Below are 12,388 nucleotides of genomic sequence, written 5' to 3'. Positions count from 1 at the left end.
GAAAAAGAAAAGGAGCGGGTGCACAAACTCAAGTGCAGCTACCGACCCCATTAGCCGTCATGGAGAAATTGCCGCCAGTCGCCGTACAGAATCCCTCGGCGATATTTGTAAATGCCGTAAGAATTGTATCGCCGGTTGCTCCAAAAGCGACAACTGCCGCGATGGAAACAAGGGCTGCGATGAGGCCGTATTCAATGGCTGTTGCACCGGTTTCGTCTTCGATAAAATGCTTTATAAAGTCAACCATAACAACCTCCGAATCAATACATTAAAACAGTCTTGAAAGGCGGACCTACCCTGGGTAGGTATTTGAGTGGGGCGCAAGTGTCCGCGCCCCACTCCAATAAACAAGGCAGGGCAAGCTTATGTGCAGCTGCCAACGCCATTTGCCGTAAGCGAATAGGTACCGCCGGTGCCTTCACAGAGCGCCTGCGCAATATCGCTGAATGCGATAGAAACAGTGTCACCGAGTGCCGTAAAGGCAACAACACCAACCAGAGCGACGAGAGCAGCAATCAGGCCATATTCGATAGCCGTAGCACCAGACTCGTCAGTTACAAAAGAACGGATAACTTTAATCATTTTGAGTCTCCTAAAATTCAGGAAATATTTCCTGACACTTAACAAAACTTGGTTTTGTCCCGCCGGGTTTTACAGACCCATTGGTATCCAGACTTTTTAGCCCGCGTTAAACCCGCAACCTGAAAAGCCCTTATAGTTTAAAGCGCTTCCCAAGTTCGTCTTGCCTCGCGCCTTGAGCCACATTTAAACCGTAATTCATTAATCAATAGTTAAAGAATTCAATTTTTTTCATAAGGCAGGGAAACTAAAACTTCATAAAATTTTATTAAAAATAGTATTCGTTTACATTTTTTTATTTATTTTTTTAACTATATTTACATTTTATTACTTTTGTATTTCTTTCCTATATATAATAACGTGTAATTTGTCTATTATCCGAAATATTTTAATGTAATTAGTATAATTTTATTGAAATCGGTTTTTGTTTTTAAGGATTTCTTAAAAGTTTTGTCTGATGCTGTATGCAGAAAAATTTATTTTGAATTGCATGGTGTCAGCATGACCAAGAAAATTACTTTCGGTTCGCTACGCCGGACCGTCGCACGTTTTACAAAAAGCAATCGCGGTGCGTCTGCGGTTATCATAGCGTTTCTGGCAATTCCCATTTTCGGCGCTGTCGGCCTTTCCATCGATCTCGGCCGGGCCTACGTCCTGAAATCGAAGCTGTCAACGGCCCTGGATGCGGCGGGCCTCGCGGTCGGACGCAACATCTTCGCGCCAACGGATGCGGAAATCTACGCTGACGCCCAGAAATATTTCGATGCCAATTTCCCGTCGGGCTTTATGGGCACCTCTCCGATTACGATGGATTCCTCGACCGTAACCTGGGATTCGACACGCGAGAATATCTCCCTCACCGTCCGCGCGGACATGGGCACCACCTTCATGAATGTTCTCGGACATTCCTCCCTGTCTGTCGGTGCGGTGACCGAGATCAAGCGCGACAACCGCGGCATGGAACTGGTCCTGGTTCTGGATAATACGGGATCCATGGATTACAGCCTGGGCAGCGGCACGCGCATGTCGGTCTTGAAAAATTCCGCCAAGAACCTGATTGACATTCTGTACGGCAATGACGAGACGCAGGAGAAACTCTGGGTCGGTATCGTTCCCTACACCATGGCCGTTAATGTCGGTCCGCAGAATATCGACTGGCTTAAAAACACCTACAAAACAAATCTCACCAATAACTCGACGAGTATCTTCACGCAGGATTCCACAAATACCACCCTTGGCCGCGACGTGACCGGTGACGGCGTCAATGACACGGTCTATGGCTGGCGGGGTTGCGTCGAGATGCGCGATCACCTGCTCAATGGTACTGTCGACATTTCCGACGACGCGCCAAACGATGATTTTGTGCCCTACTTCTGGAACGATTATCATCGTAACTCGGACAACAGCTTCGAAAACGACGCCTCCGTAATGGAAAATGACTGGAAGAGATATAAATCGTCAAAAGGCGGAAATTACTACTCTATTTCCACCACGATCGGATCCGAACGCGGCCCGAACAAATACTGCCCTACGGCCAAAATACTACCGCTGACGTCTGAAAAAACCACCATTAAAAATCATATCGATTCGATGGTGGCGGACGGCGGTACGGCCATCAATATCGGCATGGTCTGGGGCTGGCGCGCCCTGTCTCCGAACTGGAATGGCCTGTGGTACGGATCCTCGACGCTGAATCTTCCCTCCGGCTATACGGCGCTGCCGCTCAATTACGGCGAGCAGTTCATGGACAAGGTCGTCGTGCTGATGACCGACGGCCTGAACACCCTTGGAACAAACAGCAGTTCCTACGATATTTATCATGCCTTTGCCCGGCAGGAACGCTTCGATTTGACCCCGACATCCAGCAAATATGATTACCGGGGCTTTCTGAAACAGAGCGCCCTCAGCGGCAGTGGCTATTCAAGCTATCCCCAAATATTGGATGCCAAGGTGCTGGCCACCTGCTCGGCGATGAAGAGCGCCGGGATCATTATCTATACCGTGCTGCTCGTTGATGGCGATTCCGCGATGATGGAGGCTTGCGCGACATCGCCCAAGCACGCCTTTGTCGCAACATCCGCCGCGGAGCTCGAAGATAACTTCAACACCATCGGTGAAGAGCTCAGCAACCTGCGGATCTCGAAGTAACGGTCTGGTCAAGGAAACCAGGGGCGGTGGCTGCGGCTACCGCCCTTTTTTGTCGGCATTATTCGCCCTGGTAAGGAATGCGTTATGCCCAGTGCGCTTTCCGCTCCCTGACCCCTCCTGCTTTCTAATCTCCCGCTCTGTTGCGTTCGGTTCGGCTCTGCTCCGTGCCGTTCCGCCCTGCCCCGCTCATGTCCCGGTCCGGCTTACCTGGCATCGACAAATGCAGCAGCAGCCGCGGCCAAGACCGCAGGGACTGTCCGTGCCGTTGTACAGGCAGGTAAAGACAACAACGGCCCGCCTGTATAGACATGCTGAGAGGAATCCGACCGCTTGTCCCGACATGTACAGGCAAGGCGCAGGAAGACCGGAGCGGATCCTGTCCCTGCCCCTCTTCGACGCCACCTCGAAACGGCATGAAAAAGGCCACCCGGAGAGAGTGGCCTTACTGATGTCTGAATTAAAAAGCCCGGCGCCTCTCGCGAGGGCCGGGCCAGCAGGATCGCCTAGGGAGCGGCGGGGAAGGTAATGGTATCGGTGAAGCGCGGCCGGAAGAAGGCATTGGCGCGGATCTTCATATCTCCAAAAAATCCAATATCACCAACAAGATAGGGCGAGAAGTTATAGTAGACCTCGGCGATGATCAATGTCTCGCCATCCGCCAGGGTCTCGCCCGATCCGGCATCGGGAAAAGCGGCCGGCAAGGTCGCATCGCCACCAATCGTGCTGCCGATGACGCTGCTGGTGCTGGGAATTGATCCGGAGATCCGCTGGCTCAGGATTTCCGGCGCCTCACCGGCGCGCCCCTGGACCGACGTCAGAATGATCATATTCTCGCCCGCGATATCGAAAGGCTGCGCCATATAGAGCGCGCTGTCGATGATGTTCGAGATTTCCGTCTCGGTGATATTCTCGACATTCGAGCGCGCGATCAGGTCCGAAAGCGTCGCCGCAATCCGGTCCAGCTTCTGCGTCATCAAGGCGTAGCGGGCAACTTCGAAGCTACCTGCCGTCAGTAGCATCAGAACCGGCAGCATCAGGGCGAATTCCGCCATCGCGACGCCGCGATGGTTGCGGATAAAGCCGCCGACGCGCCTGAGCATCCGGTTGCCTGTAGTTTGGAGTAAACGCTTCATTTCGACCTCAATCTAAGGGAATAGCGCATTAATAGGGCTCGTTGCGTACAACGATGGACGCCCGCATCGGGATGATGCCGCCGAGGATCGGGATCACCTGCCCGCTCAGGAAGTTCCAATTATATTCAACGGTGTAGAGCACGATATCGCCCTGCGCGCCGAGGCCGGCGACACCGAAATCCTCATCATAGACACCGTTGCCGTTCACTTCAACCCAAGGCTCGCCGTCGAGATAGACGGTGCCGTCGGTATGGGTATAGGGACCCGGCGTCCAGCTGCCATCGCCGTCAAGGTCGGTGAATTCCTCCCCCTGGCCGACATAGGCGAAATTCTCATAGACGAGGGTTGTCACATCCGCCGTTGTCAGACCGAGAAGGCCAAGGGACGCCTCGTTCAGCATATCGACAAGGGCCTGGGTATTGCTCGATCCTTCCTGGATCTGCCCGGTCAGACCGAGACGGGAGGCGTCCTTCAGGCTGCCCTCCACCACGGTATTGATGAACATCGCCATGCTGAGCTCGATAACGCCCACCAGAACAAGGATCAGTACCGGCGCGATCATCGCCAACTCAACAGCGGTCGCGCCAAGAGTATCCTGGGCAAAGGCGTTCAAAACCTTACGTTTTAGAAGCTTACCTATCGTCATAGCCGATCGACCCTTCTGCAAAAATATGCATAAGGATAGCGAAAGCCCCTTAAAGCCCCGTTAAGAACTAAGGTTAAATTGGATAAAATTAGCCGGAACGGCGGGCGCGGCGGCGGGCTATTCCGTGCCGCCGAAGCGCTCTTCCCAGGCGGCGACCTCGTCATCGGAAATCTTGCGGAACAGGACCTCCGGGATCTCGAAGCCATGCCCGGCCTTGAGGCTCTGCAATTCCGCCATCATCTCGCCCTCGATCCAGTCACCGGACGACAGCTCGAGACCGAGGCAGGCCGCCATTTTCTGCGCGGCGTTCGGGATCACCGGCGCACTTAAGGTCGCGAAGATGCGGATCAGGTTGATGGCGATGCGAAGGGATTGCGCGGCCGCGTCCGGATCGGTCTTGAAGGCCGTCCAGGGCGCCGCTTCGGTCAGATATTCGTTGCCCAGCGCCCAGATCGCCCGCAGCTCCTGCATTGCCTTGCGGATCTGCAAATCGCCCATATGGGTGTTATAGGCCGCAAGCCGCTCGCTCAGCGCTTTTGCCAGCGCCGCCTCGGCTTCGCCCGCCTCCCCGCCTTCGGGAAGCTGATCGCCGAATTTGGAGGAACAGAATTTCAGCGTCCGGTTGACGAAATTGCCAAGAATATCGGCAAGATCCTTGTTGACCGTGCTGGCAAACCCCTCCCAGGTGAAGCTCGCGTCGGAGGTTTCCGGCGCATTGGCGAGCAGGTAATAGCGCCAGTAGTCGGAGGGGAGCAGCTCGACCGCGTCGGACATAAAGATGCCGCGTTTCTGGCTGGTTGAAAACTTCCCGCCGTAATAGTTCAACCAGTTGAATCCCTTGATATAATCGACCATTTTCCAGGGCTCGCGGCTGCCGATCAGGGTGCCCGGGAAAGTGACCGTATGGAACGGCACATTGTCCTTCGCCATCACCTGCACATAGCGCACGTCTTCGGCCTCATACCACCAGCTTTTCCAGTCGCGGTTCGCCGGGTCCTCATCGGCCCATTCCTTGGTCGCCGCGATATATTCGATCGGCGCGTCGAACCAGACGTAATAGACCTTGTCCTCCAGTCCCGGCCGGTCGACCGGCACGCCCCATTTGAGGTCGCGGGTGATGCCGCGGTCATGCAGCCCTTCATCGAGCCATTTGAGCGCGATGGAGGACACCAGCACCGGCCAATCCTGATGCTTGTTGACCCAGACACGGATTTCACCCGCCAGCTTTGATTGCAGCAGGAAGAGATGCGTGCTCTCCCGGATTTCAAGATTGGTGCTGCCGGAGACCGCCGAGCGTGGCTCCAGCAGGTCCGTCGGATCGAGCAGCCGCGTGCAGTTCTCGCACTGATCGCCGCGCGCCTTGTCATAGCCGCAATGCGGGCAGGTCCCCTCCACGTAACGATCCGGCAGGAAGCGGTCATCGTCAATCGAATAGACCTGACGCGTCACCCGCTCGTCGATAAAGCCGTTCTCGAACAGCTTGTTGCCGAAATGCTGGGTCAATTCCCTGTTCTGTGGTGAAGAGGAACGGCCGAAGTAATCGAAGGAAAGATCGAATTTTGCACCAAGATCGGCCTGCACTTTATGCTGCTCTGCGCAGAATTCCGCCACATCCTGCCCTTTTTCACGGGCGGCGAGCTCGGCGGGCGTGCCGTGCTCGTCGGTGGCGCAGATAAACAGCACCTCTTCCCCGCGGGCGCGCAAATATCGGGCATAGAGATCGGAGGGCAACATGGACCCGATCAGGTTCCCTAAATGCTTGACGCCATTGATATAGGGCAAGGCGGAGGTAATAAGGTGCCGGGTCATCTTGTCTGCTGCTTCCTGATTCTTCTGTAAGCTGAACGTTGTTGCGCTCTTTTACAGGAAGATAGGGAGCGGGGCAAAACAAACCATGCGACAAAGCCCATTTTCCGGCGTTAACCAAATGTGAACTTATGACAGCTACCACTAGAATGATGGAGCTTGGGACACACGGGCAAAGGATATCAAATGGATAATAGTCGTGCTGAAGGCATGAAGGAATTTACTGATTTGTCATATGAGCACGCAATCCCGGCTCCCGGCAAGAATAGCCGCCCGCCCCTATACCTAGATATAACAACCGACGCTCACAAGCGGCTGCTTGCCTATTGGGAGGAGGTAAGGGGACCGTATCTGCTTCCGGCGAAAGCCGATCTCGATATGGCTGTGTTAATCCCGGTCTTGCCGAATATCGTACTTTTTTCCGTTCAGACCAACCCGATAGACTTTATTTACAAGATCATCGGTGAGGAAGCGCTGAACAACTTCACATCGAACTTTACCGGCAAGGCAATTTCCGAGGTTCCCGGCAAGGGCCCTGGCTCAAAAATATTCGAGACGTTGAAATTTATCGTCGAAACCGGGCAGCCAAACCTGCTGAAGGTCCCGTATGTCGGGCCGAACCGGGATTTCAAGACCATCCACACCCTCGCCCTGCCCTTTGCGGAAGACCGGAATAATGTCGACAAGATTATGATACTGGTTGAGTTCATTCCCAGTTTCTAATGCATCTCTAACTGCTGTTAGCAGCCATATATTCAGGCATTTGTGGTGATATATGCGGGATCGCGGGTTTTCGATAATCTGAAAGCCATCGCCACGACCGCCAGGCCGCGCCTGCAGGGCGTGCCCTATGTCGGGCCGAACCGGGATTTCATCGGCATCGGATCCCTGGCCATGCCGCTCGCTTTCGATCACGAGACCGTCGACAAGATCATGATTGTCGTTGAATTTATTTGTCTTTCCTGACCGGCCTGACGGTTGAAAATTGCCCCAGACCGCCTATTCTGACCTTCAGAGACCAACAAGTGTCCCTGAATTCCGGAACAAACGGTAGCGGTGAGGCCAGTGAGCATCAAATCGGCAGAAAAAGCGCGTCTTCTCGCCCCGCTGGCGGCGCTGCTCCTCCTTGTCTGGAGCTTTCCCGTCGCGGCGGCCGACATCATCGGCAAGGAGACCGTCTACAGGGTGGGCGCGCCCGAAATCCTCTCCAACATCGCCATCAAGACCGGCGTCGGCTTTGTCGAGCTGCGCGTCGTCAATCCCGATGTCGATCCCTGGGCGGTGGCGCCGGGAACGAAGCTGCTGATCCCGGACCGGCATATCCTGCCGCGCGATCTCGAGCCCGGATTCACCGTCAATATCGGCGACATGCGACTTTACTACAGCAATGCGGACGGCACCGACATCCGCTCCTGGCCGGTCGGGATCGGCCGGGAAGGACGGCGGACGCCGACGGGGGACCTGCGCGTCACGGAGCTGCGCGAGAACCCGACCTGGCGGCCGACGAAGGAGATGCGGGCGCTGGATCCCGAACTGCCCGCCGCGGTGCCGCCGGGGCCCGCCAATCCACTCGGGAAATATGCGGTGCGGATCGGCTGGGAGGGTTATGTCATCCACGGCACCAACAAGCAGGCCGGCGTCGGACGACGGGTCAGCAGCGGCTGCCTGCGCCTGTATGATGCGGATATCCGGGAGGTTTTCGGGCTCGCCAGGGTCGGCATGCCGGTCACCATCGTCGACGAGCCGGTCAAGCTGGGCTATGACGGCGACGCACTCTATCTGGAATCGCATCCGACCGGCGCCGAGGCCGACCAGATCGAGGTTACCGGCGACTTCGCCCCCGCCCCCGTCGAGACGACGGCGATCGCGCGCGAGGCCGTCAAACGCGCGCGCGACCTTGGCCTTTCCCGTATCGACTGGGCCGCGTTCCGGCGCATCGTCCGGGAAAGGCGCGGAGTTCCTGAAAAGATCGCCGAGTAGACCGGCGCCCTATTTCCGGAGCTGCTTGTTATACATGGCTTCGAGTTCCGCCGCGATCCGGACTGCCCGGTCCGCTGCTTCCTGCGCCGCAACGGCCGCGGCCGCCGCTTCCTTGCTGGCCATCATGGTTTCAGCATTCATCGCCTTCAGTTCTTCCATGATCATCAGGGATTTGGCCGCATCCGCTTTCGCCTGGGCCGCATCCATCTTGGCCCCGTCGATGGCCATCTTCTCGGTTTCGGTCATTTCCGTCGCGCAGGCGGCCAGCCCAAGACACAGGACGCCGACCATAGCGGCCCGCATGGTTCCTGCGGATATCGGGGATACGAATTGTCTCATTGGTCTCACTCCTTTGTTACGCTTTTAAAGCAATTAACCGATCCGCCAGACTTGTTTCGGCGACACCGATCAGGTTTTTGGCCCATTCCTCGCCGATTTTCCCCTTCGCCGCGGCGGTCATCGCCGACTTGATATGGGTCATCGACCTGGGCAGGGCCACGAGAATGATATTGTCCAGTTTGTCATGCGCGACCGCGTCATTCAACCGTCCGGCAATTTCGCCAAGGAAGGCCGCGCTTTCCTGTTCGGAAAAATCGGCGTGATCCTCATAGGCATAGCGGCCCGGCTGCGTCGATTTGAAGCCGCGTCCCGGCCGACCGGTGCCCTGTTCGCTCTGCTTTTGCCGCGCCGCCGGATGCGCCTCGTCAAGATGCAGTTTCAGCGGGCCGTTCACGCCGTCGCGGACATAGATGCGCGCATGCGCCTTGTCGGCGAGCACAATCCATTCCCTGTTTCTGCGATGGGGCATGTCAAAACCTCCCTGAGCCTATCCCGTATCTGCCATATTAACCATAACCCGCGCCTGCGCATTGATCCTTATCAAAATTCCGTGTCAGTCGCCCATGGTCAGCACCGCCGCCCCCTCGAACCGCCCGGCGCGGAGATCATCCAGCGCCTCGTTCGCCTTGGACAGGGGATATTCATGGGTCGTCGTGCTCACTCCGGCCCTCGGCGCGGCGGCGAGGAAGGCGTCCCCATCCTCCCGGGTCAGGTTGGCGACCGAGCGCAGCGTCCGCTCGCGCCAGAGCAGGTCATAGGGAAAGCCCGGTATATCGCTCATATGGATGCCGGCACAGACAACCGTCCCGCCCGGTTCAACCGCACGGAGGGCGGCAGGCACCAGCGCGCCGACGGGTGCAAACAGGATCGCCGCATCAAGCGGCTCAGGTGGCGCATCGCCGCTTCCGCCCGCCCAGCTCGCACCAAGGCTGCGGGCGAAGTCCTGCGCCTTGACATCGCCGTCCTTGCTGAAGGCATAAATCTCCCGCCCCTCGGCGATGGCGATTTGGGCGATGATATGGGCGGCCGCGCCGAACCCGTAAAGGCCGATGCGCCTTGCCTCCCCCACCATGCGGTAGGACCGGAAGCCGATCAGCCCGGCGCACATCAGCGGCGCCGCCTCGACATCCGAATAGACATCGGGCACGGCGAAGCAATAGCGCGCGTCCGCGACCATATAGTCGGCAAACCCGCCATCGAGGGTATAGCCGGTGAAGCGCGCCTCGGGGCAGAGATTCTCCTGCCCCCGCCGGCAATAGCGGCAGGTGCCGCAGGTCCAGCCGAGCCAGGGCACGCCGACCCGATCACCGAGGGCGAAGGCGTCCACCCCGCTCCCCAGTTCAGCGACACGGCCAATCACCTCATGACCGGGAATCAGCGGCAGCTTGGGATCGTGGAGGTCGCCATCGACCACATGAAGATCGGTCCGGCAGACGGCGCAGGCCTTGACATCAATGAGAATCTGGCCCGCGCCGGGCTCGAGCCGGGGCAGGTCCTGAAGGGCGAGCCGGGTGCCCGCCTTCTCAAGAACCATGGCTTTCATTCTGCGCGGCATACAGTCAACCGAACCAGCGCCCTTCCCCGCGATCAGTCGCCGGGCAGCTTGAAAATTTCCGGCGCCTCCGCCGTCACTTCGGCGCAGATCTTGGAAATCTGGGTTGCTTCATCGGTATATTGCTTGAAGGCCGTCTGGTAAAAACCGATGCAGACATTCGCCATATCCTGTGGCGTCTTGCATTCGGCAAGCTTCTGCGGCATGTCAAGATCCTCCTTCAGGCGGTTGCGGCCGAAGGTCATCAGTTCCTCGTTGCAGGACAACATCATCTTGTAGAATTTCTGGTTCATCCCGTACAAGGCCTCGACATCGAAAGGCATGCCCAGTCCCTGCAGTTCCTCGCCTTTTTCTGATGAAACTTTTTTATCCGTCATCTGTCGCCTCCATCGTTTTGCCTGTCCATTTGTTAACCATAACCGGATACGCGGAGAATAGCTTTGATTTAGGTCAAGGATGTGACGCGTCAATCCGGCCAAAAAAATTTTGAATTTGTGACGGCGTTCACAGTGCCATCCCCATGAAATCCATTGCGCAAATTCGATTTCTCTAAGATACTCCGCGCAAGAATCTGCGGATTCGGGGCTAAAATAATTCAAGAAAAATACGTCAACTTTCCTTTTTCAGGATACGCACATGAAGAAGCTGGTTATTGCCTTTGCCCTAGCTGCCACCGTGCAGTCCCAGGCAATGTCTGCCGAGTCCCCGCTGGAGCGGGGCACCTATCTGATGAAAAGTATCGTTGCCTGTGGCAACTGTCATACACCGCAAACGCCGGCCGGTCCGGCGGCGGGCATGGAACTGGCCGGCCAGTTCCTGATCGAGGAGCCGGGGCTCTTCAAGGTCTTCGCGCCCAACATCACCCAGGACAAGGAAACCGGGATCGGAAACTGGACCGATGAGCAGATCATCGCCGCCATCCGCGAGGGCAAGCGCCCCGACGGCACGATCATCGGGCCGCCCATGCCGATCGAGCAGTATCGCAACATGTCCGACACCGACGTCAAGGCGATCGTCGCCTATCTCCGGCAGGTGACGCCGGTGAAGAATGTCGTCGAGAAATCGATCTACCAGATCCCGCTGCCGCCGTCCTACGGGCCGCCGGTCACCCAGGTGCCGGATGTGCCACGCGCGGACATCATCGCCTATGGCGCCTATCTCGCCGGACCGGCCGGGCACTGCATCGAATGCCACAGCCCGATGGCCAATGGCAAGCCGGATGTCGAGCATCAGCTTGGCGCCGGGGGCCTGTCGTTTCCCGGACCCTGGGGCGTATCGATTTCCGCCAATATCACCCCGCATGAGGACGGCATCGCCCATTACAGCGACGCCGAGCTTGAGACGGTGATCCGCACCGGCGTCCGGCCCGACGGCTCGCGCCTGCTGCCGCCGATGGGTGTTTATTACTACGCCAATATCACGGAGGAGGACATGGCCGCGCTGATCGCCTATCTCCGCCAGATAGAGCCCAAGCCCAGCCCGAAATAACGGACGGCCCCCACCAACAGCCTGCCCGGCCTCCCGCCGGGCAGCGCCGCATTCAGACTAGCGGGCTGTCCGCGTTTGTCTTGCTTGGGCGATAAGCGCCATTTCCGTTCCCACGGCTTGCCGAACCTCCGGGATCGCGGAGACCTTCTCGAAATAGGCCGCCAGATGGGAATATGCCGAGAGATCGATACCCTTGTTGCGCAGCAACAGGACCGCCCAGAACAAATAGGCGTCCGCGACGGAGAAATTATCTCCAAGCAGAAACGGACCTTCCGTCAATGCGTCCTCAACAACCGCCAGGATTTCAGGCGCTTTTGATACGGCAAACCGGCGAACATCTTCCGGGACATCCGGCGCATAAAGAAGGAACACGATTGCTTTATGCAGTTCCGTGCCCAGAAAGGACAGCCATTCCTGCAATTTATACCGTTCCGGACTTCCGGCCGGCGGCGCAAGCCCGGCCGTCGGATTGAGATCGGCGATATATTGCAATACGGCTGCATTTTCTGAAAGTCTTCCCCCGTCCTCCCTATCCAGGACCGGCACCTTCCCTTTCACCGTCACGTCAAAGTAATCCGCCTGCGTATCGCTCAATTTATGCGTTTTCAGATCGATACTGACGAAATTCGCCTCTGCGCCGGCAAGCAGCAGGGCAATCCTGCTGGCGAGCGAGCAGGCCATGGGGCTGAAATAGAGGATGGTCATCGGGTTTTCTCC

At 57.2% G+C, this 12,388-nt stretch carries 15 protein-coding genes; 5 read left to right on the top strand and 10 right to left on the bottom strand.

Annotation, left to right across the window (positions count from 1 at the left end; genetic code table 11):
* Positions 1-28: 28 nt before the first annotated feature.
* Positions 29-247, bottom strand: coding sequence for a Flp family type IVb pilin (locus GQF03_RS08420; protein ID WP_161338797.1), 219 nt, complete (start codon positions 245-247; stop codon positions 29-31).
* 116 nt (positions 248-363) lie between these two features.
* Entirely contained in the window at positions 364-582 is a 219-nt protein-coding gene (locus GQF03_RS08415) for a Flp family type IVb pilin (protein ID WP_161338796.1), read from the bottom strand.
* 498 nt (positions 583-1,080) lie between these two features.
* Between GQF03_RS08415 and GQF03_RS08410 the strand changes: the two genes are divergently transcribed.
* On the top strand, positions 1,081-2,727 hold the full coding sequence (locus tag GQF03_RS08410; protein WP_161338795.1) for a pilus assembly protein: 1,647 nt from the start codon (positions 1,081-1,083) through the stop codon (positions 2,725-2,727).
* Between the two features lie 503 nt (positions 2,728-3,230).
* On the opposite strand, the gene GQF03_RS08405 is transcribed toward GQF03_RS08410, so the two are convergent.
* The 3 genes from GQF03_RS08405 to metG form a co-directional block, all read right to left on the bottom strand.
* Entirely contained in the window at positions 3,231-3,860 is a 630-nt protein-coding gene (locus GQF03_RS08405; protein ID WP_161338794.1) for a TadE/TadG family type IV pilus assembly protein, read from the bottom strand.
* 28 nt (positions 3,861-3,888) lie between these two features.
* The gene (locus GQF03_RS08400; protein WP_161338793.1) at positions 3,889-4,506 is read right to left on the bottom strand and encodes a TadE/TadG family type IV pilus assembly protein; all 618 of its coding nucleotides are present in this window, start codon (positions 4,504-4,506) and stop codon (positions 3,889-3,891) included.
* Between the two features lie 117 nt (positions 4,507-4,623).
* Complete coding sequence (gene metG / locus GQF03_RS08395) at positions 4,624-6,315, bottom strand: methionine--tRNA ligase (RefSeq protein WP_161338792.1); 1,692 nt, start codon at positions 6,313-6,315, stop codon at positions 4,624-4,626.
* Positions 6,316-6,498: 183 nt separating this feature from the next.
* Here metG and GQF03_RS08390 point away from each other — a divergent pair, with 183 nt between their 5' ends.
* From GQF03_RS08390 to GQF03_RS08380, 3 genes are all read left to right on the top strand, one after another.
* Positions 6,499-7,035 carry a PAS domain-containing protein gene (locus GQF03_RS08390; RefSeq protein ID WP_161338791.1) on the top strand — a complete coding sequence of 179 codons (537 nt, stop codon included), beginning with the start codon at positions 6,499-6,501 and terminating at the stop codon, positions 7,033-7,035.
* A gap of 45 nt (positions 7,036-7,080) precedes the next feature.
* Positions 7,081-7,278, top strand: a complete 198-nt coding sequence (locus GQF03_RS08385) for a hypothetical protein (RefSeq protein ID WP_161338790.1) — start codon at positions 7,081-7,083, stop codon at positions 7,276-7,278.
* A 99-nt stretch (positions 7,279-7,377) separates the two neighbouring features.
* Positions 7,378-8,292: a L,D-transpeptidase family protein gene (locus GQF03_RS08380; protein ID WP_161338789.1), complete on the top strand. Its 915-nt coding sequence runs from the start codon at positions 7,378-7,380 to the stop codon at positions 8,290-8,292.
* Positions 8,293-8,301: 9 nt separating this feature from the next.
* Here the strand turns inward: GQF03_RS08380 and GQF03_RS08375 are convergent, their stop codons facing one another.
* The 4 genes from GQF03_RS08375 to GQF03_RS08360 form a co-directional block, all read right to left on the bottom strand.
* Positions 8,302-8,631 (bottom strand): hypothetical protein, encoded by a 330-nt coding sequence (locus GQF03_RS08375; protein WP_161338788.1) that lies wholly within the window; start codon positions 8,629-8,631, stop codon positions 8,302-8,304.
* Positions 8,632-8,647: 16 nt separating this feature from the next.
* Positions 8,648-9,100, bottom strand: coding sequence for a host attachment protein (locus GQF03_RS08370; protein WP_161338787.1), 453 nt, complete (start codon positions 9,098-9,100; stop codon positions 8,648-8,650).
* An 84-nt stretch (positions 9,101-9,184) separates the two neighbouring features.
* A complete protein-coding gene (locus GQF03_RS08365) occupies positions 9,185-10,174 on the bottom strand; it encodes a zinc-dependent alcohol dehydrogenase family protein (RefSeq protein ID WP_161338981.1) in 990 nt (329 codons plus the stop codon).
* A 44-nt stretch (positions 10,175-10,218) separates the two neighbouring features.
* Positions 10,219-10,560 carry a phasin family protein gene (locus GQF03_RS08360; RefSeq protein WP_161338786.1) on the bottom strand — a complete coding sequence of 114 codons (342 nt, stop codon included), beginning with the start codon at positions 10,558-10,560 and terminating at the stop codon, positions 10,219-10,221.
* 259 nt (positions 10,561-10,819) lie between these two features.
* Between GQF03_RS08360 and GQF03_RS08355 the strand changes: the two genes are divergently transcribed.
* Positions 10,820-11,671, top strand: a complete 852-nt coding sequence (locus GQF03_RS08355) for a c-type cytochrome (RefSeq protein ID WP_161338785.1) — start codon at positions 10,820-10,822, stop codon at positions 11,669-11,671.
* Between the two features lie 57 nt (positions 11,672-11,728).
* Here the strand turns inward: GQF03_RS08355 and GQF03_RS08350 are convergent, their stop codons facing one another.
* Complete coding sequence (locus GQF03_RS08350) at positions 11,729-12,376, bottom strand: glutathione S-transferase family protein (RefSeq protein ID WP_161338784.1); 648 nt, start codon at positions 12,374-12,376, stop codon at positions 11,729-11,731.
* Between the last annotated feature and the right edge of the window lie 12 nt (positions 12,377-12,388).

The sequence above is a fragment of the Sneathiella chungangensis genome, from assembly GCF_009882935.1.
In the GTDB taxonomy this organism is placed as follows: Bacteria; Pseudomonadota; Alphaproteobacteria; order Sneathiellales; family Sneathiellaceae; genus Sneathiella; species Sneathiella chungangensis.
The sequence above is the reverse complement of the archived record's forward strand: the minus strand, read 5'-3'. Positions and strand labels throughout refer to the sequence as shown.